General features: G+C 68.6%; 17 protein-coding genes. 8 read left to right on the top strand and 9 right to left on the bottom strand.

Features of this window, described 5'->3' with window-relative positions; all coding sequences use genetic code 11:
• Window positions 1-3 precede the first annotated feature (3 nt).
• Window positions 4-1,788, top strand: a complete 1,785-nt coding sequence (locus ACFQ0P_RS01645) for an ABC transporter ATP-binding protein (protein ID WP_204979992.1) — start codon at window positions 4-6, stop codon at window positions 1,786-1,788.
• Between the two features lie 19 nt (window positions 1,789-1,807).
• Here the strand turns inward: ACFQ0P_RS01645 and ACFQ0P_RS01640 are convergent, their stop codons facing one another.
• A complete protein-coding gene (locus ACFQ0P_RS01640) occupies window positions 1,808-2,242 on the bottom strand; it encodes a hypothetical protein (protein ID WP_204979991.1) in 435 nt (144 codons plus the stop codon).
• A complete protein-coding gene (locus ACFQ0P_RS01635; protein ID WP_378771131.1) occupies window positions 2,239-3,657 on the bottom strand; it encodes a glycosyltransferase in 1,419 nt (472 codons plus the stop codon). The genes ACFQ0P_RS01640 and ACFQ0P_RS01635 overlap by 4 nt, the downstream gene beginning before the upstream one ends.
• Between ACFQ0P_RS01635 and ACFQ0P_RS01630 the strand changes: the two genes are divergently transcribed.
• The 3 genes from ACFQ0P_RS01630 to ACFQ0P_RS01620 are packed head-to-tail and all read left to right on the top strand — an operon-like array spanning window position 3,644 to window position 7,279.
• A complete protein-coding gene (locus ACFQ0P_RS01630; protein ID WP_204979989.1) occupies window positions 3,644-4,795 on the top strand; it encodes a glycosyltransferase in 1,152 nt (383 codons plus the stop codon). The two genes, ACFQ0P_RS01635 and ACFQ0P_RS01630, sit on opposite strands and share 14 nt — an antisense overlap.
• A complete protein-coding gene (locus ACFQ0P_RS01625; RefSeq protein ID WP_204979988.1) occupies window positions 4,792-5,934 on the top strand; it encodes a hypothetical protein in 1,143 nt (380 codons plus the stop codon). Before ACFQ0P_RS01630 ends, ACFQ0P_RS01625 begins: the two co-directional genes overlap by 4 nt.
• A gap of 49 nt (window positions 5,935-5,983) precedes the next feature.
• Entirely contained in the window at window positions 5,984-7,279 is a 1,296-nt protein-coding gene (locus tag ACFQ0P_RS01620; protein WP_204979987.1) for a nucleotide sugar dehydrogenase, read from the top strand.
• A 32-nt stretch (window positions 7,280-7,311) separates the two neighbouring features.
• Here the strand turns inward: ACFQ0P_RS01620 and ACFQ0P_RS01615 are convergent, their stop codons facing one another.
• Window positions 7,312-8,538: an FG-GAP-like repeat-containing protein gene (locus ACFQ0P_RS01615; protein WP_204979986.1), complete on the bottom strand. Its 1,227-nt coding sequence runs from the start codon at window positions 8,536-8,538 to the stop codon at window positions 7,312-7,314.
• Between the two features lie 345 nt (window positions 8,539-8,883).
• Here ACFQ0P_RS01615 and glf point away from each other — a divergent pair, with 345 nt between their 5' ends.
• The 3 genes from glf to ACFQ0P_RS01600 are packed head-to-tail and all read left to right on the top strand — an operon-like array spanning window position 8,884 to window position 11,596.
• Window positions 8,884-10,020, top strand: a complete 1,137-nt coding sequence (glf, locus tag ACFQ0P_RS01610; protein WP_204979985.1) for a UDP-galactopyranose mutase — start codon at window positions 8,884-8,886, stop codon at window positions 10,018-10,020.
• Window positions 10,021-10,043: 23 nt separating this feature from the next.
• Window positions 10,044-10,850, top strand: a complete 807-nt coding sequence (locus ACFQ0P_RS01605) for an ABC transporter permease (RefSeq protein WP_204979984.1) — start codon at window positions 10,044-10,046, stop codon at window positions 10,848-10,850.
• Window positions 10,850-11,596 carry an ABC transporter ATP-binding protein gene (locus ACFQ0P_RS01600; RefSeq protein WP_204979983.1) on the top strand — a complete coding sequence of 249 codons (747 nt, stop codon included), beginning with the start codon at window positions 10,850-10,852 and terminating at the stop codon, window positions 11,594-11,596. Before ACFQ0P_RS01605 ends, ACFQ0P_RS01600 begins: the two co-directional genes overlap by 1 nt.
• On the opposite strand, the gene rfbD is transcribed toward ACFQ0P_RS01600, so the two are convergent.
• Genes rfbD through rfbA form a run of 3 tightly spaced genes read right to left on the bottom strand, consistent with a single transcriptional unit; the run spans window position 11,581 to window position 14,893 of the window.
• Complete coding sequence (gene rfbD / locus ACFQ0P_RS01595; protein WP_204979982.1) at window positions 11,581-13,026, bottom strand: dTDP-4-dehydrorhamnose reductase; 1,446 nt, start codon at window positions 13,024-13,026, stop codon at window positions 11,581-11,583. The two genes, ACFQ0P_RS01600 and rfbD, sit on opposite strands and share 16 nt — an antisense overlap.
• Window positions 13,026-14,024, bottom strand: coding sequence for a dTDP-glucose 4,6-dehydratase (rfbB, locus tag ACFQ0P_RS01590; protein WP_204979981.1), 999 nt, complete (start codon window positions 14,022-14,024; stop codon window positions 13,026-13,028). Before rfbB ends, rfbD begins: the two co-directional genes overlap by 1 nt.
• The gene (gene rfbA / locus ACFQ0P_RS01585) at window positions 14,024-14,893 is read right to left on the bottom strand and encodes a glucose-1-phosphate thymidylyltransferase RfbA (protein WP_204979980.1); all 870 of its coding nucleotides are present in this window, start codon (window positions 14,891-14,893) and stop codon (window positions 14,024-14,026) included. Before rfbA ends, rfbB begins: the two co-directional genes overlap by 1 nt.
• Window positions 14,894-15,005: 112 nt before the next feature.
• On the opposite strand from rfbA, the gene ACFQ0P_RS01580 reads away from it, so the two are divergent.
• Window positions 15,006-17,234: a hypothetical protein gene (locus tag ACFQ0P_RS01580; protein WP_204979979.1), complete on the top strand. Its 2,229-nt coding sequence runs from the start codon at window positions 15,006-15,008 to the stop codon at window positions 17,232-17,234.
• On the opposite strand, the gene ACFQ0P_RS01575 is transcribed toward ACFQ0P_RS01580, so the two are convergent.
• Genes ACFQ0P_RS01575 through ACFQ0P_RS01565 form a run of 3 tightly spaced genes read right to left on the bottom strand, consistent with a single transcriptional unit; the run spans window position 17,185 to window position 19,954 of the window.
• Window positions 17,185-18,108 carry an NAD-dependent epimerase/dehydratase family protein gene (locus ACFQ0P_RS01575; RefSeq protein ID WP_204979978.1) on the bottom strand — a complete coding sequence of 308 codons (924 nt, stop codon included), beginning with the start codon at window positions 18,106-18,108 and terminating at the stop codon, window positions 17,185-17,187. The two genes, ACFQ0P_RS01580 and ACFQ0P_RS01575, sit on opposite strands and share 50 nt — an antisense overlap.
• A complete protein-coding gene (locus ACFQ0P_RS01570) occupies window positions 18,105-19,127 on the bottom strand; it encodes a glycosyltransferase (protein WP_204979977.1) in 1,023 nt (340 codons plus the stop codon). Before ACFQ0P_RS01570 ends, ACFQ0P_RS01575 begins: the two co-directional genes overlap by 4 nt.
• Window positions 19,124-19,954: a glycosyltransferase family 2 protein gene (locus tag ACFQ0P_RS01565; RefSeq protein ID WP_204979976.1), complete on the bottom strand. Its 831-nt coding sequence runs from the start codon at window positions 19,952-19,954 to the stop codon at window positions 19,124-19,126. The genes ACFQ0P_RS01570 and ACFQ0P_RS01565 overlap by 4 nt, the downstream gene beginning before the upstream one ends.
• Window positions 19,955-20,102: the final 148 nt, after the last annotated feature.

Below are 20,102 nucleotides of genomic sequence, written 5' to 3'. Positions count from 1 at the left end.
CCCATGATTCACATCTACCGCACGCTACGACGCCTTCTCCCGCTGCTGCCGGCCTCGGCCAGCAGGTTCCTCGTGGCGTTCAGCGTCGTGTCCAGCGTGCTGGCCGTGGTCGATGTCGTCGCTCTCATGGCCCTTGCCGTCGTCCTCGCGGCGACGGTCGCCGGAGCCGACGTCGAACTGCCGGTCATCGGCGCGATTCCGCAGGATCAGGTGATGTGGCTCATCCTGATCCTGGCAGGGGTCGTCATCGCGAAGTCCGCGGCGAACGTCTGGCTGCAGTGGATCGCGACCCGACGCTTCGCGACGTACGAGCTCGCGGTGGGGCAGCAGCTGTTCGGGGCGTACATCCGTTCCTCGTGGACGGACCGGATCTCGCGCAACAGTGCTCAGATCGTCGCCATGACCGACAGCGCGATCGCCAACGTCGTCGGAGGGTTCCTCCTACCCGTGACGACTCTCCCGGGGCTGATCGTCACGTCGGTGGGCGTGGTGGCGATCATCGTCGTGGCCCAGCCTCTCACCGCGGTCATCACGACGGTCTACCTCGGCGGGATCGCCATGCTGCAGTACCTGGTCCTCACGGGAAAGACCCGGCAGGCCGCGAGAGTGGCCCGCGACTCCTCGCTGCGCGTCGCGGCGCTCATCTCGGGGATGATCGCCTCGCTGAAGGAGATCACTCTGCGAGACAAGGCCGATGAGGTCACGGCCGTCGTCGGTGCGACGCGTCGGCGGACGGCGCAGGCCCGGGCGAACGTGAGCTTCCTCTCAGCCGTGCCGCGGTTCATCTTCGATGCGGCGATCATCGGCGGATTCGTCGTGGTGGGCGGTGCGGCGTACCTCACCAACAGCGGCGACATCGCCGCAACGATTTCCGCGGTCGCCCTCTTCGGCATCGCAGGGTTCCGCCTGGTTCCGTCGCTGACGGGCTTCCAGGCGGTCCTCACGCGAACCGCCACCGCAGGACCCTACGTCGACCTCGTGATGTCGGACATCGAGGCATCAAAGCGGTATCACGCCGACCGGGAGGACCTCGGTCGCGAGCCCCTTCCCGGCGCACCGCGGATGCTGCGACTCGATCATGTGTCGTTCTCGTTTCCCGGCGGCGACGTGCCTGCGCTGCGAGACGTCTCCCTGGACATCCCGCTGGGATCGACCGTCGGCATCGTGGGGTCCTCGGGCGCCGGTAAGTCCACCCTGGTCGACCTGGTGCTGGGCCTGCTGACTCCGAACTCGGGGGAGATCAGGATCGATGAACTCCCGTTGACGGGCGTGCTCAAGGCGTGGCGGACGCACGTCGGATACGTCCCGCAGGAGGTGACCCTCTTCGATGGGACGATCGGTCAGAACATCGCCCTCACCTGGGAAGACTCCTACGACCGCGGTCGGGTCGAAGCGGCGGCGCGCCGAGCTCAGCTCTGGGATGTCGTGGAGGCGCGTGCGGACGGCCTCGACACCCGCGTCGGCGAACGCGGTCTGAGCCTTTCCGGCGGGCAGCGGCAGCGGCTCGGCATCGCCCGCGCCCTCTACAGCGATCCGCTGATTCTCGTCCTCGATGAGGCGACGAGCGCCCTGGACAACAAGACGGAGGCCGATGTCGCCGAGGCGATTCGCGGACTCCGCGGTGATGTGACCGTGATCGCGGTCGCCCACCGCCTGAGCACGATCCGCGACTACGACCGGATCGTGTTCATGCAGGGAGGGCGGGTCGGCGCCCAGGGGACGTTCGACGAGGTCGTCGCTCAGAGCGACGAATTCGCGCACCAGGCCCGGCTCGCCGGGTTGAGCTGAGGCCGACGATGGTGGCGGATCAGGTCGCCGAGCGAGCTGCGGCATAGCGCGCCGCCGCGACGCCGAACACTGCGGCCCACGGTCCGTCGAATCTGCGCGTCCGGGTCATCTTCCACACGGTGAAGACGGCGTCGCGGTCTGCGGCGACCACGATGTCGGCCGAGCGGATCAGGTCCGCGATCCGAGGATCGTCGCGGACCGCGCGCCAGAGCCGGCGCGACTGATCGAGCGGCGAGATGCGCACGAGATTCCGTCCGATCGCGCTCCGCTGAGCAGCCGAGACGATGCGGGCGGCGACGGGAGCACGGACGGGCACGGCGGCGGGGTACGTGTGCGGCATCGTTCCGGGCGCCACGTCGCCCGGAACGATCACTGTGAGATCATGCTCGGCGGCGAGATCGGCGAGCGCTTCCACAGCGCCCGGGTGGGAGACCACTGCGACCACGCGGCTCATGCGGCACCTCTCGCGTCGATGTCCGCTCGCCACCGCTCGGCGATCGGGTCGAGGATACGCGCGCGCTCGTAGCGTTCGGCCCAGGCGCGGGCCACCTGTCGGTCTTCGAGCGTCTGTGTGGATGCGATTTCGGCCACGCGCACGAGTGCGTCCGCGACGTCGGCTGCCTCCAGGGACTCCGCCGGCACCCACGCGGGGTAGCCCTGGAGGGTGTCGCTGACGGCGTTGCGCGGATCGTGCACCGAGACGATGGGCAGGCCGGTCGCCATGTACTCGAACACCTTGCCGCTCGTCATGAAGGGACTCGTCCCGAGCGGGAGGATCAGCGCATCCAGGCGCGCGTACACCTCGGCGATGGTCGCTTTGGAGACAGCTCCCCGATAGCTCACGCTCCCGTCCTGCACGCGGGCGATCTGCTCGAGCACGCGCCCCTCGTCGTCGCCCTGATGTCCGAGATAGCCGAACAGGTCGATGCGGTCCTGCGCGAGCGCGCCGCGCTCGCGCGCCGCGATCCAGCCGTCGACGAGCTGGCGGATGGGAGTCTGCGATGTCATCGTTCCTATGTTGCCGAGTACGAGCCCCTCACCGCGGTCGGTGCGCGGCGCTGTCGGCGCTCCGACGAACTCCGGGTCGAAGCCGTTCGAGACGACGGAGATCTTCTGTGCCCACTCGGGATAGAGTTCGCGGTGCCACGCGGCGATGGGCTCGTTCACGAACCAGATCTCGTCGGCGGCGGCGACCATTCGGCGCTCCCACGCGGCTCCCCTGCTCTTCGGCGAGAGCGTCCGTCGTCCGGAGTACATGTCGAGTTGCCAGGTGTCGCGGTAGTCCATGACGAACGGCACCCCGTGGCGCTCGTGGAGGTGGAGGCCGGCAGTGTGCACGACGTTGGGATTGCCGGAGCCGATCGTGAGCGACACCGGACGTTCGGCGTGGATGCGCTCCGCTGCGCGCTCGAGCTCCGGCCGCCACAGACCGTACCGTGGCTCAGGGAAGACCCGCGCGGTCTGCCAGGCCTTCCAGCCGTTCCAGAGCTCCGGAGCATGGGCGCGAAAGGCGCCCCATGTCCGCAGGTCGAGGTTCGTCTCCTCATGTGGGAACGGAATGCGCTCGACGCGCACGCGCGTGTCCGCACGCGACTCGAGCGACGGGTCGACGCCGGTGCTGCGCTCGAAGACGTCTCGAGGCACCGTCAGCACCGTGACGTCCCAGCCCTTCCGCGCGAACGCATTCGCCGTGGCGAGGAGCCGGTAGACGCCGCCACTGCGAGAGGGGGCGAAACCCCAGGCGACATAGAGTAGGTGAGGCGGGGAGTCGTGGCGCAAAGCGAACCCGTCGAAGAATGAGCAACCGGGACGTGGAGCATCCACGTTATCACCGGCCCACCGCCCGAGGAGTCCGATGCGCGTCGCCATGACGAAGGGATCGCTGCTGATTCCTCCGACGTATTTCGCGGTCGCTCATCCCGTCGCTCTCGCCGGTCCGTTCGACTTCCGATTCTTCGTCGGCGCCGCATCGATCACCGATGAGGGTGCGCGGGAGGCCATCGACGTCGACGACACCGTCTCCCGGCTCCTCCCGTTCACCGACGGCTGGCCCGTGAGGCGCCGCGAGCAGCTCGGCGCGCTCCTGACGGCCGCGACGGCACGCGCGGTGCAGGCGTGGCGGCCCGACATCATCCATCAGCACTTCGCGTACGGCTCCCGAGCGGCAGTCCGCGCATCGCGGACGTGCGGCGCGCCGTCGCTCGTGACGGTGCACGGGGGCGATGCGTTCGTGCCGCTGTCGCCGCCGTCGTCTCGCCGACCGCTCGGACGCCCTGCGCTGGCGCGCATGAAGCGGGATGTCGCGGCGATGTACGCACAGGCGCGCGCGGTTCTCGCGGTGAGCTCGTACATCGCCGACATCGCCGCCCGCGGCGGAGCCGACGTCGCCAAGCTCATCGTGCACTACCAGGGGGTCGACACCGAGCTCTTCCGGCCGCGCAGCGCCGAGCGCGCGGAAACGCCCCGTGTACTGTTCGTCGGTCGGCTGAGCGAAGTCAAGGGTGTGCACGATCTCGTCGAGGCGTCGATCGCCGCTGTCCGCTCACGGCCGCACGAGCTCGTGTTCGTGGGTGACGGGCCGGAGCGTTCCGCGCTCGACCGTGCCGCTGAGCATCATCCCCACATCCGCATCACCGGCAGCCTGACCAGCGACAGGGTGAGGGAGGAGCTCACCGCCGCCCACGTCCTGGTCCTCCCCACACGGGTCAACGGAATCGCCAGAGAGGCAGCGGGCCTCGTGCTCCTCGAGGCGCAGGCGTGCGAGGTGCCGGTGATCGCTTACGACAGCGGCGGAACATCCGAGATGCTGCGCGACGGGGAGACCGGCTGGCTGGTGCCGGAAGCAGACACGGCCGCGCTCGCCGCTCGGCTCCTGGAGGCGCTGTCGCTCTCCGCGGAGGAGCGCGATGACCTCGGGCGACGGGGTCGCGGCTTCGTCGTCGCCGAGCGAAGTCTGGCCCGCAGTGCCGAAGAACTCGCCGAGATCTACCGGGAACTCCCCACATGACACGCATTCTCTGCATCTCTCTCACTCCGATCCGACGCGACGCCCGCGTACTGCGCCAGATCGACGTTCTCCGCGAGCTCGGCGAGGTCACGACGGTCGGTCACGGTGACGCTCCGCCGGGTGTCGCGGATCACATCCGTGTCCCCGACGACAAGCCTTCGCTGCCGCAGACGGTCGGCGGCGTGATCCTCCTCGCCACTCGGCAGTTCGACCGGGCGGAACTGGCTGCCCCGGGGGTCGCCTATGCGGCGGAGAAGCTCGAAGGCCGGCACTTCGACCTCGTGGTCGCCAACGACGCCCGCGTGCTCGGTCTCGCCTTCGCCGTCAGCGGCGGCGCCCCCGTGTGGGCCGATCTCCACGAATGGGCACCGGAGGAGCGGACGCACGTCTTGTCGTGGAGGCTCCTCGTCGCGCCGTTCATGGTGCACCTGTGCCGGAAGTACCTGCCGCGGACCGCCGCGGCGACCACCGTGGGCGGCGAGATAGCCGAGCTGTACGACGAGAACTTCGGCGTGCGCCCCCTCGTGATGCGCAACGCGGCACCGTTCGCCGACCTCGCACCAACTCCCGTCTCGCCCGATCGGATCCGCCTCGTCCACAGCGGCGGCGCCATCCACGGGCGGAGCCTGGAGACCATGATCGACGCCGTGCGAGCCCTCGACGAGCGGTTCACACTCGACCTCTACCTCGTGCCGGCGGCGGACGGCGGCAGGTATCTGTCGCAGTTGCGCAATCGTGCCGGCGGCGATCCCCGGGTGACGTTCCATGAGCCCGTGCCACCGTCCGATCTGCCCCGGACGCTGAACGCCTATGATGTCGGCGTCTTCTGGATCCCGCCTGTCCACACCAATGCGCGACTCACTCTGCCGAACAAGCTCTTCGACTTCGTGCAGGCTCGGTTGGCGATCGCCGTCGGTCCCACCCTGGAGATGGAACGCGTCGTCCGTGAGTACGGTCTCGGCGTCGTCGGAGACGACTTCACGCTGGAGGGCTGCGTGCGAGCTCTCGCGAACCTCACTTCCGATCGAGTGCGCGAGTACAAGGAACGATCCCACGCGGCCGCCCGAGCACTGAGCTTCGACCGTGAGCGCGAGGTCGCGTTGTCGATGCTTCGCGCCGTGCTGCCCGACCGGGAGTGAGGCTCCCCGTCCGAGGGAGGAGTCGTGTCGGTCGCCTAGACTGGAATCCATGCGCATCGCCGTCGTGGCCCTCGGAAAGATCGGCCTTCCCCTCGCCGTCCAGTTCGCCGACTCCGGACACGAGGTGATCGGAGTCGATGTCAACGCGAAGGTCGTCGAGGCCGTCAACGCCGGTCACGAGCCGTTCCCCGGAGAGGCGCATCTGCAGGAGAAGCTCTCGGAGCTCGTGCCGGGTGGCCGCATGCGAGCCACCACCGATTACGCCGAGGCGATCCCCGGTGCCGACGCCGTCGTCCTCGTGGTCCCGCTCTTCGTGAACGACACGACATGGGAGCCGGACTTCGCCTGGATGGATGCCGCGACGCGCTCGCTCGCGGAGCACCTGACCCCGGGAACGCTGGTGTCCTACGAGACGACTCTCCCGGTCGGCACCACGCGAGGCCGGTGGAAGCCGATGCTCGAGGAGGGCTCCGGCCTCGTCGAGGGGTCGGACTTCCATCTCGTCTTCTCACCCGAGCGGGTCCTGACGGGCCGCGTGTTCTCCGACCTGCGCAAGTACCCGAAGCTCATCGGCGGGCTGTCCGACGCGGGTGCGCGCCGCGCGCGGGACTTCTACGAATCCGTCCTGCAGTTCGATGAGCGGGATGACCTTCCCCGGCCCAACGGCGTCTGGGATCTCGGATCCGCGGAGGCAGCTGAGATGGCGAAGCTGGCCGAGACCACGTACCGCGATGTCAACATCGGCCTGGCGAATCAGTTCGCCCTCTTCGCCGCCGACCACGGAATCGACGTCTACCAGGTCATCGAGGCCTGCAACTCCCAGCCCTACAGTCACATCCACCGACCCGGGATCGCGGTCGGAGGCCACTGCATCCCGGTGTATCCGCGTCTGTATCTGTCGACCGACCCCGATGCCGACATCGTCCGGACGGCGCGACTGCTCAACGCTTCGATGCCCGAGCGACTCGTGGCTCAGGGGGCGAGCATCCTGGGCTCGCTCGAGGGCCTGCGTGCCGTCGTCCTCGGGGCCGCGTACCGAGGAGGCGTCAAGGAGACCGCCTTCTCGGGGGTGTTCCCCACCGTCGCAGCGCTCGAGGCGAGGGGCGCGCAGGTGCGCGTGCACGATCCTCTTTACTCCGACGAGGAGCTCCGCTCACTGGGGCTCGAGCCGTTCGCGCTGGGCGATGAGGTCGACGTGGCGATCCTGCAGACCGATCACGCGGAGTACCGTTCGCTCACGCCCGCCGACCTTCCGGGCATCCGGTTGCTGGTCGACGGACGGAACGCGACGGATGCCGCTCCCTGGGCCGGGACGCCCCGTCTCGTCGTCGGCGCCGCCGCTTAGAAATTCGGGTCTCTCGCACCGGGCCCGTCGGCTCACCCGATGCCGGTGAACGCGTTCCATCCCCGACCGACCGTGGACACCGTGCCCCAGCCGCCCTTTCCGTTGCCGCGATAGAGCAGCAGCACCCCATCGCTGCGCCGCGCGAGGACATCAGAGGTGCCGGTGCCGTCGAAGTCGCCCGGACTGAAGACCGACGTCAGGGAGTTCCACCCCTTGCCGACCTGTTGCGCGCGGCCCCATGAGCTCGATCCGGTCGTGGGATACATCCAGAGCGTCCCATCACCGCGACGGGCCAGGACGTCGCCTCTCGTGTCGCCGTTGAAGTCGCCCGCGTAGAAGACAGCGGTCATGGCGCCCCAGCCCGAGCCCACCTTCACTCCCGCCGCCTTCCAGCCGCCGGAGCCGTTGCCGCGATGGAGCATGAGAACCCCCGTCGTGGTGACCGCGAGCACGTCCGAGAGGCGGTCTCCGTCGAAGTCCACTCCACCGAAGGCCAGCCGATAACCCGACCATCCCTGGCCGATCGTCACCGGCGCCCCGTACGTGCCGTTGCCCTGACCGCGGAGGAGCTGCAGGCTCCCGTCGGCCCGGATCCGGCCGATGTCGTTGACGCTGTCGCCGGTGAAGTCCCCCATAGTCACCAGCCTGTCCGTGGCCGCCCAACCCGAGCCCGCCGCCGCGCTGCCGGACCACCCCCCGCTGCCGTTGCCGCGATACACCATGACGGACCCGTCGCTCCGATGCGCGACGACGTCCGCACGGACGTCACCGCCGACATCGCCGGCCCCCGGGTTGGCCGCGGTCTTGGTCCAGCCGAAGATCTGCACCCAGTACGACGAGTAGCACGTGCCCTTCGCGTAGCCGATCCCGACGCCCGTGTACCGCGAGTCGAGGATGTTGGCGCGATGTCCCGGCGAAGCCATCCAGGCGGAGACCACGTTGTAGCCGTCGTACCCGGCAGCGATGTTCTCGCCGGTCGCGGACCACCCCGCCTTGGCGACGCGCGTCGCCCGCCAGTTCGACGAGCTGTGCGTGAAGCTGCAGGACTTGGCCAGTACGCGCGCCCACTCGTCGGCCGCGCGATCGAGTGCGAGGTCGGAGATGAGCGGCTTGAGCCCGGCCCGGGCGCGCTCGGCATTGGTCTGGTTGAACACCGTCGCCGCATCGCCGGCCGCCGCTGTGGCGGGCGTCGCCGCGACGACGCTGCCGCCGATGATCAGGACGGCCGAGACGAGGATCGAGAGGATGCGGGCGCGCATGAGGGCCCTCCTTTGCACGCTGGGGTCGTACAAACGGCAAGGGCTTGGGGACGCCCGAGCGCCCGGGTGAAGCGCCTCCGACCACGGTAGCCGAGGGACGGATGTGAAAGAAGTGCACTCTCGTCCCCTCTTTGGGGGACATATTGAACGGCTTCGGCGTGTCGTACTCGAGAGTTCCCCTTGGTAGAGCTAGACGGCCGCGGGATCGCTCGCCCACGGAGCACGCGCATCGGGGCGTTCACCCAGGGTCGGAGTGGGCGGCCCGGTAAGCTGGTCCGGTGCGGCGGCGCCTTCTGCCCGCCGCGTCGCCGTGTCTGCGGCATCCGCCTCACGAAAGCGTTTCACATGGATCTCCTCGTCGTCGGGTCCGGCTTCTTCGGACTCACCATCGCCGAGCGCGCCGCAGCATCCGGTCGGAAGGTCACCGTCATCGACCGCCGCCCCCACATCGGCGGCAACGCCTACAGCGAAGACGAGGCGACGACGGGCATCGAGGTGCACCGCTACGGCGCGCACCTCTTCCACACCTCGAACCCCGGAGTGTGGGAGTACGTCAACCGCTTCACGACCTTCACCGACTACGTCCACCGCGTGTACACGAACCACAAGGGCGTCGTCTTCCCGCTGCCGATCAACCTCGGCACGATCAACCAGTTCTTCCAGGCCGCGTACTCCCCCGAAGAGGCGAAGGCCCTCGTCCACGAGCTGGCGGGGGAGTTCGACGCGAAGGATGCCGCGAACCTCGAGGAGAAGGGCATCGCCCTCATCGGGCGGCCCCTGTACGAGGCCTTCATCCGGGACTACACGGCCAAGCAGTGGCAGACCGACCCGAAGGATCTGCCCGCCGAGGTCATCAGCAGGCTGCCCGTCCGCTACAACTACGACAACCGGTACTTCAACGACACGTGGGAGGGTCTTCCCACCGACGGCTACACCGCGTGGCTCGAGCGGATGGCCGACCATGCGAACATCGAGGTGAAGCTCGACACCGACTTCTTCGACGAGTCGCAGCCGCTCCACCGGACCGCGACCGTCGGGCAGCTGCCGATCGTCTACACCGGCCCGGTCGACCGCTACTTCGAGTACACCGAGGGTGCGCTGTCATGGCGCACGCTCGACTTCGAGCAGGAGGTGCTCGATGTCGGCGACTTCCAGGGCACGTCGGTCATGAACTATGCGGACGCGGACGTCCCGTTCACGCGGATCCACGAGTTCAAGCACTTCCACCCGGAGCGCGCCGATCGCTACCCCGCAGACAAGACCGTCATCATGCGGGAGTTCTCGCGCTTCGCCGCTCGCGAGGACGAGCCGTACTATCCGGTCAACACGCCCGAGGACCGCGCGGGCCTCGTCGCCTACCGCGATCTGGCGAAGGGCGAGAAGGACGTCTTCTTCGGCGGACGCCTCGGCACGTATCAATACCTCGACATGCACATGGCCATCGGCTCGGCGCTGTCGATGTGGAACAACCAGCTCGCCTGAAGTCCGGCCCCTAGACTCGCATCGTGACCACCGCGACAGTCGGCGCGCCCGGATCGCCGAGGCGGTACCTGCACTCGCTGTGGCTGCTGTCCGCCCGCGACCTGCGGGTGCGGTACGCCACCAGTGCGCTCGGCTACCTGTGGTCGGTGCTCGATCCGCTCGTGATGAGCGCGATCTATTGGTTCGTCTTCACGCAGATCTTCCAGCGGACCGTCGGGCACGAGCCGTACATCGTCTTCCTGATCACGGCCCTGCTCCCGTGGGTGTGGTTCAACGCCGCGGTGTCGGACTTCACCCGGGCATTCAACAAGGACGCCCGGCTCGTGCGCTCGACGGCGATCCCGCGGTCGATCTGGGTCAACCGCATCGTGCTGTCCAAGGGGGTGGAGTTCCTGTGCTCGCTCCCCGTCCTCGCGCTGTTCGTCATCGTCGCGCAGTTCACCACGACGCCCGTGGAGATCGGCTGGGGGCTTCTTTTCTTCCCTCTCGCGGTGATCCTCCAGGCTGTGCTGCTGGTGGGGCTCGGGCTGCTGGTCGCGCCGCTCTGCGTCATCTGGACCGATCTCGAGCGCACGACCAAGCTGATCCTGCGTGCCCTGTTCTACGCGTCCCCGGTCATCTACGGGGTGTCCGACCTTCCCGGGTTCTTCGAGACGCTGGCCGCCTTCAATCCGCTTTCGGGGATCTTCGCGCTCTACCGGGTCGGATTCTTCCCGGAGGAGTGGGATCCGTGGGTGATCGGCGTCGGCGCCGTGATGAGCTTCGGCTTCCTCGCCCTCGGGATGCTCACGTTCCGCAGGCTCGAGCGACCGCTGCTGAAGGAGCTGTGATGGAGGCATCCGGCCACGCCATCGAGGTGCGCGATCTCGGCGTGCGCTTCCGCCGCAACCGTCGGGGGCGCCGCAGCCTCAAGGACCTCTTCGCCGACTCGTCGCGCCGCAGCAAGCCCGGCGAGTTCTGGGCGCTGCGCGACGTGTCGTTCGATGTGCGTCCGGGGGAGTCGATCGGCGTCGTGGGTCGCAACGGCCAGGGTAAGAGCACGCTGCTCAAGCTGGTCGCGGGCGTCCTCATCCAGGATGAGGGCACCGTCCGGGTGAACGGCGGCGTCGCACCTCTCATCGAGATCACCGGCGGATTCGTGGGCGACCTGACCGTGCGCGAGAATGTCCGCCTGACGGCGGGCCTGCACGGGATGCCGAAGGCCGAGGTCGCACGACGGTTCGACGGGATCATCGACTTCGCCGAGCTCCACGAGTCCATCGACACGCCGTACAAGCACCTCTCCAACGGCATGAAGGTGCGTCTGGCGTTCTCCGTCGTGTCGCAGCTCGAGGAGCCGATCCTTCTCGTCGACGAGGTGCTCGCCGTAGGCGACAAGGCCTTCCGCGAGAAATGCTACAAGCGCATCGACGAGCTGCTGTCGGAGGGGAGGACGCTCTTCTTCGTCAGCCACAGCGAGCGCGACCTGCGTCGCTTCTGCACGCGCGGACTCTATCTCGACGGGGGCCGGCTGGTGCTGGACGGAGAGATCGCCGACGTGCTCGATCGCTACAACGCCGACTACGACGCGGGCTGAGCGTCGCCCGTGGCCGCCGCCTGTGCGGCGAGCGAGTCCCGAAGCCCCGTCTCCCAATCACCGAGCTCGAGGCCCGTGGCTGCGATCTTCGTCAGATCGAGCACGCTGTTCAGCGGCCGGGGTGCCACCGGTCCTGCTGCCTGGGAGAAGTACTCAGCGGTGGACACCGCTCCGACGCGAGTCGGATCGTGCCCGGTGAGGGCGAAGATCCGTCGGGCGACCTCGCACCAGGACGCGGGTTCGCCGGCGCCCGTGAGGTTGTACAGGCCGTAGGGGGCGCCCGTCTCGAGGAGATGACGGATGCCTCGGACGAGATCGGTCGTGAAGGTGAGGCGTCCGATCTGGTCATCGACGACCTTCGGGTCCACACCTCGTTCGGCGAGGGCGCGCATGGTCTGGACGAAGTTGCGGCCGTCGCCGATGACCCACGAGGTGCGCAGGATGTAATGGCGGTCCGTGCTCGACACGATCGCGTCGGCTGCCGCCTTCGTCTGTCCGTAGACACCGAGCGGGCTCAGGGCAGCGTCCTCGCGATAGGGGAGCGGCGATGCACCGTCGAAGACGTAGTCGGTCGAGACGTGCACGAGGGTGATCCGGTGTGCGCGGGCGATGCGGGCGAGGTTCGAGACGGCGGTGACGTTGATGGCCCAGGCCTGCCGTCGTCCTTCCTCGGTCTCGGCCGCGTCCACGGCCGTGTAGGCGGCGGCGTTGACGATCGTGTCGTAGTCGCGCCATCGCCGTGCCGTGTGCAGGTCGGACGACGTGAGGTCCAGGTCTGCCCGCGTCGCGTACTCGATGTGCCCGGGTTCGCCGAGCTCGGCGCGCAGGGCTCGGCCCAGCTGCCCGTCGGCACCCGTCACCAGCACCCGCCGCGGGGACACCGGAACGACTTCGGAGAGCTTCGGATGCGCCCGATCCTTGGCCGAGACCTCGGCGCGGTCAAGCCCGATCGGCCACGCGATCGCAACCGTGGGGTCCGCCTGATTCAGGAAGGTGTACTCGGCATCGGGCGACCAGTGGTCGTTGACGAGGTACGCGTATGCCGTGTCGGGTTCGAGGGTCTGGTACGCGTTGCCGACTCCGCGGGGCACGAAGACCGCGGTCGACGGATCGATCTCGGCGGTGACGACCGCGCCGAACGTGGGTCCTTCACGAAGATCCACCCATGCCCCGAAGACGCGGCCCGTGGCCACCGAGACCCACTTGTCCCACGGCTCGGCGTGGATGCCGCGGGTCGTGCCGACGGCGTCGTTGAACGAGATGTTGTTCTGCACAGGGCCGAAGTCGGGCAGACCGGCCGCGGTCATCTTCTCCCGCTGCCAGCTCTCCTTGAACCAGCCGCGGCTGTCGCCGTGCACCGGCAGATCCCACAGCGTCAGGCCGGGGATCGCGGTGGCGGTCGCCCGGAGCGGTTTGCCGAACTCCGCCATCACTGGCCCTTCGACGCGTAGAACGCCTCGGTCGCATCCTTCGCCGGTGCCCACCAGGACTCGTTGTCGCGATACCACTCAATGGTCGCCGCCAGCCCGGCCTCGAAGTCCTGGTATGCCGGAGTCCAGCCGAGCTCGCTGCGCAGCTTGGTGGAGTCGATCGCGTACCGGAGGTCGTGGCCCGCCCGATCGGTGACGTGATCGTACGCGTCGGCGGGCTCACCCATCAGCTCGAGGATCAGCTCCACGACTTCCTTGTTGTTCTTCTCCCCGTCGGCGCCGATCAGATACGTCTCGCCGATCTCGCCCTTGTCGAGGATCGTCAGCACCGCCGCCGAGTGGTCCTCCGCGTGGATCCAGTCGCGCACGTTCTCGCCTGCTCCGTAGAGCTTGGGGCGGATGCCGCGCAGCACGTTGGTGACCTGTCGCGGAATGAACTTCTCGACGTGCTGGTACGGTCCGTAGTTGTTGGAGCAGTTCGAGATCGTCGCGGCGACCCCGAAGGAGCGGACCCACGCGCGCACGAGCAGATCGGAGCCCGCCTTCGTCGACGAGTAGGGGCTCGACGGATTGTAGGGCGTCGTCTCGGTGAAGCGGGCCGGGTCGTCGAGCTCCAGATCGCCGTAGACCTCGTCCGTCGAGATGTGATGCAGCCGTGTCCCGTGCCTGCGGGCAGCCTCGAGCAGCGTGTACGTTCCGACGATGTTCGTGTCGAGAAACGGCCGCGGGTCGTGGAGCGAGTTGTCGTTGTGCGACTCCGCCGCGTAGTGCACGACCGCGTCGACGTCGGCGAAGAGCTCGTCGACGAGCGCCGCATCGACGATGTCGCCGTGTACGAATCGGAAACGGCTCGGGTCCAGTCCCTCGAGCGAGGCCGCGTTGCCGGCGTACGTGAGCTTGTCGAGCACCGTGATGTGGTGGTCGGTGTGGGCGAGGGCGTGGTGCACGAAGTTCGAGCCGATGAATCCGGCACCGCCGGTGACGAGCAGGCGAGCCATCAGCGGCCTCTTTCCAGGAGAGTGAGGAGGTAGGCGCCGTAGCCGGACTTCACCAACTTCTCGGCGCGGACGCGCAGCTCGTCGTCGGTGAGGAAGCCCTGTCGCCACGCGACCTCCTCCGGCGCGCCGATCTTCATGCCCGTGCGCCGCTCCATCGTCCGGACGTAGTCCGCGGCATCCGTCATCTGGTCGAAGGTCCCCGTGTCGAGCCACGCGGTGCCACGCGGGAGCACTTCGACGGCGAGCTTGCCGCGCTCGAGGTAGGCGCGGTTGACGTCGGTGATCTCGTATTCGCCGCGGGGACTGGGGGCCAGGGCGCGGGCGATGTCGACGACGTCGTTGTCGTAGAAGTAGAGCCCGGGCACCGCGTAGCTGCTTCGCGGGTGGGCGGGCTTCTCCTCGAGCGAGATCGCCTTGCCGGTGTCGTCGAACTCGACGACACCGTATGCCGTGGGGTCGGAGACCCAGTACGCGAAGACGGCGCCCCCGTCGATGTCGGTGAATCGGGCGAGGCGGGTGCCGAGGCCCGGGCCGTAGAGCAGGTTGTCGCCGAGCACGAGCGCGACGTTGTCGTCCGCGATGAAGTCCGAACCGATCGTGAACGCCTGCGCGAGGCCGTCGGGCGACGGCTGCTGCGCGAACGAGATCGAGATGCCGAACTGCGACCCGTCGCCCAGGAGGCGCCGGAAGTGCTCGGAGTCGTGGGGCGTCGTGATCACGAGGATGTCCCGGATCCCCGCCAGCATGAGAGTCGACAGCGGGTAGTACACCATCGGCTTGTCGTACACCGGCACGAGCTGCTTCGAGACGCCGAGAGTGATCGGATGCAAGCGCGTGCCGGATCCACCGGCGAGAATGATCCCCTTCACCGTCCAATCGTGTCACAGCATCTCGCATGCCCGCGACGCGCCGCCCGGACGCACGGGACGTGCTTGCTAGCATGGTCCACGCCCTCGCCCCCCGCCTGCCGATTGGCACGACGTGACATCTCAACCCCGAGCCGATGCCGCCAGGCTTTCGACCGCGCTCTGGGCCGTGTCCGCCGTCCTCGTCACGGGGCTGTTCGCGGCTGCGCGACTGTTCGCCACGCCACGGTTCTACTTCGCCGACGACAGCGAGGTCGGCGCTTTCGGGCAGTGGTGGCAGCTCGGAGACCGGCTGCTCAGCGGGCGCCTGCCGGTCCTCGACCCGCATGCCTGGCAGGCGGGCAACTACTTCGCCGAGGGCCAGTGGGGTCTGCTCAACCCCGTCACCTGGGCAATCGCGATCGCCGCCCGGTGGGCGGAGAACCCGGTCGTCCACACCACGACGGTCAAGATCCTCTTCCTGATGCTGATGGCCGGCGGCGTGTACCTGCTGGCGCGCTCCTTCTCGGCGAGCGGCCCCTGGTCCGCGGTCGCCGCGGTGCTGGTGCCCCTCGGCGGGTTCACGGTGTACATGGATGCCGCATCCTGGGCGACCGGCCTGTTCAACGCGGCGCTTGTGCCGTGGGTGTGGTGGGGACTCCGGCGATCCGTCGAATCCCTGAGGTCGCCCGTCCCGTATCTCGTCGCGAGCTACGTCCTGATCACCTTCGGATACGTCTTCGGGGTGCTGATCCTCGTCATCATCCTCGTCGAGAGCCTCGTGCGAGCGATGGTCGCGCGTGATCGCGACCGCGTCATCCGCACGCTGCTGGCCTCCACGTGGGGTGCCCTGCTGACCGTCGCCGTCTACTTGCCGGGGGTGCTCACCGCACCCGTGACGGAGCGCGCGGGGCTCAGCATCATCAACACGCGGTTCCTCAACGCCGACCTGAGCGACCTCATGTCCGCCTCCTCGCCCACCGCGACGGCGTCCGTCGGGTCCTGGTGGGGCCAGGAGACCGCAGCCCCCCTCGTCTACGTCGCATGGGTGCTCCCGCTGCTTCCGATGCTGCTCCCGATATCGCGTGACGTGGTGCGTCGCTGCATCCCTCTGTTCGTTCTGCTGGCACTGATGACGGTCGTCGTCATCGGCCCGAGCCAGGTGGGTCCGCTGCGGTGGCCGGTTCGCTTCATGCCCTATCTCTGCCTGGCCGTCGCCGTCCTCCTCGCCGTCATGGCGTCGCACTCCTTCCCGGCCGGGACCACGCGCCGCCGACTGGGATGGTCGCTGCTGACGCTCGCGGTCGTGACGGGCGTGACCTTCGCCAACACGCCTCCGCAGTGGCGGTCGCTGGCGATCGTGATGGTCATTCAGGCGTTCGCGATCCTCGCCCTCGCCTACATCGCGAAGGGCCGGCGCGTTCCCCGCGGAGTATCTCGGAACGGGGTCGCCGCCGGACTCGCGATCGCGGTGTCCGGCGTGCTCGTCATTCCGCAGATGGTCGTGTTTCCGTTCACGCCGCTGCCCAAGTTCGGAGTCCCCGACAGCACCGCGCGCATGGAGGCTGTCCTTGCGGATGCCTCCGGCGACGCCATCGTCGTGGGAGACATCTACGCGTACGGCGGGATGGATGCGAGCTTCGACGAGCGGCTGATGGGCAACCTGTGGTACCTGAGCCCGACGCCGGTGAGCAGCCTCTACACCGTTCTGCCCTACTCCGCCTTCTCGAAGGACCTCTGCATGGACCTGCGGGGCTCGACGTGCGCGGACGCGCTCGACACGCTGTGGAGCACGGATGGCGAGACGGGCCTGCCGGTCGCCGACCTGATGGGCGTGAGCAGCATCCTCGCCATGAAAGCGACCTTTCCCGACCGCCCGGAGGCAGTGGAGGGATGGCGTCTGGTGTCGGAGGGGGACATCACCTGGCTGTTCGAGCGCGACGAGCCGCTCCCGGGCGCCGGAGGCGTGGTCTGGACCGGCAGCGGGACCGAAGTGACGGTGGTCGACTCGTCCGACACGGCGGTGTCGCTGCGCGTGGATTCGGTGGGCGCCGACGGGCGGGTGGTGCTCAGCCGGCTCGACTACCCGGGGTACGCCGTCCGCGGTGCCGCGGAAGCCGACCCTGCCCGCGGCTGGCTGCTCACGGTGGACGCCTCCGGCGCGCAGCCGGGCGACGTCGTCACGGTCGAGTTCCGCCCGCCGGGCCTTCCGATCATGATCGTCGCGCTCGCGCTCAGCCTGGGCACCCTCGTTGTCTGGCTCGTCCTCCAGCGCCGCGCCCGCCGCAGATCCGGCCCGCCAGCCGGAGGGGCCGTCACCTCGGGTTCGCCCGTCCCTGCAGCTGCGCCTGATACACCCGGCTGAGCCCCTCCGGGAGGGTCGTGCGCACGAGTCCGTCCAGATCCGTCCACACCTCGGACCGGATGCGCAGGTCGAGCGACTGCCCATGGGCGTCTCCGCCGCCGAGGACGATCGGACCGCGGTGCCTCCGGATTCGGGTCAGCTCGGAGAGGAGGGCGCCGATCGACACCGCGCGCATCGCGCCGACGAGCTTCGTGATCGTCCGCCCCTCGGGTTCGGCATCCAGCCGTCGCACTCCAGCGTCGATGACGGCGGCGCAGTCATCTTCATAGATGTAGTCGCGCAGGGTGTCCAACGGCACATACACCGAGGTCGGCTGGCCACTGAGATGACCCTTGACGAGGGCGGAGATCAGCCCTTGGGGCTTGGAGAGGTCCTGACCCGCTCCGTAGATGTTCGTGATCCTGCCGATGAGCGACCTCCAGCCGCCGTCGCCCGTCGCCTCGCGCAGAGCGCTCTCCATGCGCAGCTTCGTCTCGCCGTAGGCGCTGATGGGAGCCACGGGGGTCGACTCGGTGAACGGCGGGGCGGGAGATCCCGCATAGGCGCCCCCGACGGACGATGCGAGGAAGAACGCCAAGCGGGAGCGCACGTCGGCAGGCTGGGTGCGGAAGCCGTCCAGGAATCCTTCGAAGACGGATGCCTCGACATCCAGCTGCTCGCGTGGAGTCGAGGTGACCCCTCGTCCGGCGCACCAATAGACCTCGAGGGGACGGTCGCCTGAGGCGAACGTGTCGATCGCCTCCCGAAGCGTGTCGAGCGAACCGCCGGGGTCCGCCCACGGGACGGCCACGCGGAACGTCTCATCCGGCCGCGTGCGCTCCACGGCGCGGCCCAGCAGCCCTCGGCCGATGATCCACCGTCTCGGCGCGATCATTCGGGGTCGATGCTGCGAGGCGGGCGCGGCGCCGCGTGGCCGAGCGGGCCACTCGCGGGGTCGCGGACGATGAGGTACGCGGGCTTGCCGAGGGCGGATCCCACCGCCACACCGAGATACTCGGCGATGATGCCCAGTGACACCAGGATGACCCCCGTTCCCAGAGCCGTGAGCACCATCTGCGACGTCCAGCCTTCGGGGATGTCCCCCGAGACGAATCGCGCGATGGTGAGATACAGCGCGAACAGGATGCCTCCGACGAAGAAGATCACGCCGACCGCCGTGACCAGGCGGAGGCCGCGGGTGCCGGAGGTGAGGACCATCCGCCAGAAGTGCGCGAAGAGGCGCCGGTACGAATAGCCCGAAGGACGATCGCCCTCGGCGCGCAGAGTCACCGGGGCCGTGACGACGTGGCTCGCCACCCACGACAGCGCGACGTCCAGGTACACGCCCGTGCCCGCGTACGCGGCGACGCTCCGGCCGATCTCGCCCAGCACCAGCCGGAAACTGTTGAAGTGCGATGCGGGACCGCCGCCCAGCAGGGACTCGAGCGTGCGCTTGGAGGCCTTGGATGCGGTGTTCCTCACGAATCCGTGGGGCGCACGGTTGACCGGCTCGGCGTAGACCAGGTCGGCGGACTCGGCGAGGGCGCGGTCGAGGAGGACTTCGATCTGCCGCGGGTCATGCTGGCCGTCCTCGTCGATCGTCGCGATCCACTCGCCCCCGGAGCTGGCCATGCCCGCGAGCGTGGCCGCATGCTGACCGAAGTTGCGGCTGAGCCACACCGGCTTGATCCAGGGGTGCTCCTGCGCCAGTTCTCGGATGACCCGTGCCGATCCGTCGGGGCCTCGGTCGTAGGCGAGAACCACCTCCTCGACGCGGGCGCGGTGTCCGCCGGCCGTGGTGAAGGCAGTGGTGAGTCCGGTGATCTCGTCGATGACGCCGCGGAGCGTTCGCTCGCCTTGATAGACCGGGATCACGACGCTGATCCGGTGCACGTACTCCTCGTCGGCGGTCACCGCATCCTCCTTTCGAGCAGACGATACGACATCCGCCGTGCGCGAGCCATCGCCGCCGCGCGCACGTCGCCGATGCGCACATCCGCCGCCGACAGCGCCTCCGGGTGCTCCCGTCGGAGCCAGGCGTGGAAGGCGCGGGCCTGACCGGACTGCTCGCGGACCAGGGCCACGCTCCACTGCGTTGCACTCATGCGGAAGGTCGCGCCCACCTCGGGATCCGGGGCGAAGTCTCCTTCCAGCAGTACGCGCGAGTACGTGGCCTGGTCGATGAGATAGGGGAAGCGGTCGAACCATCCACCTGTCGCGGCGAGGACGCTTGTGCGCATCATCACCGACGCGGGCTCGCCGAACAGATTCGACCCGGCGCGGACAGCCTTCCGGACGGCGTCCCTGCCGGGCATCGGCTGCGTCAGCCCGCGCAGTCCCCATCCCGCCATCAGCGTCCGCCCCTCGGCATCCACCACATCGCGTCTGCAGGCGGTGAGCACGGACCCGGTGGACCGAAGGAGCGATACCTGTCGGGCCAGCACACCGGGACGGAGCACGTCGTCGCCGCACACGAGCTTGAGGTACTCACCCGTCGCGGCTTCGGTGACCCGGTTCCAGTTGCGGCCGGCGCCGCCTCCCGCGGGGGTGTCGAGCAGCGTGACCCTGCGGTCGTCGGCGAAGCGGCTCATGACCTCGGCCGTGTCGTCGGTCGAGGCGTGGTCGGCGACGATGACTTCCAGTCCGTCCACGTTCTGCTCCAGCACCGACTGGAGCGTCTCCGCGAGTGTGCGTCCGTTGTTATAGGCGGGGACGACGACGCTCAGGAGGGGCGCGCTCACGATTCTGGCTCCTTCCGTCGGCCGTGGACCTCGAGAGCGGGGGACCCGGTCCGCAGGCGACGGCAGAACGCCGACGTCGAGCCTAACGCACCGACCGGTGCGCCTTCGTGGTCGCGTACAGCCCTGCCGGGAGTGTCGCGTGTAGGGT

Origin of the sequence: Microbacterium insulae (genome assembly GCF_042677065.1) — a bacterium.
Lineage (GTDB): Bacteria > Actinomycetota > Actinomycetes > Actinomycetales > Microbacteriaceae > Microbacterium > Microbacterium insulae.
The sequence above is the reverse complement of the archived record's forward strand: the minus strand, read 5'-3'. Positions and strand labels throughout refer to the sequence as shown.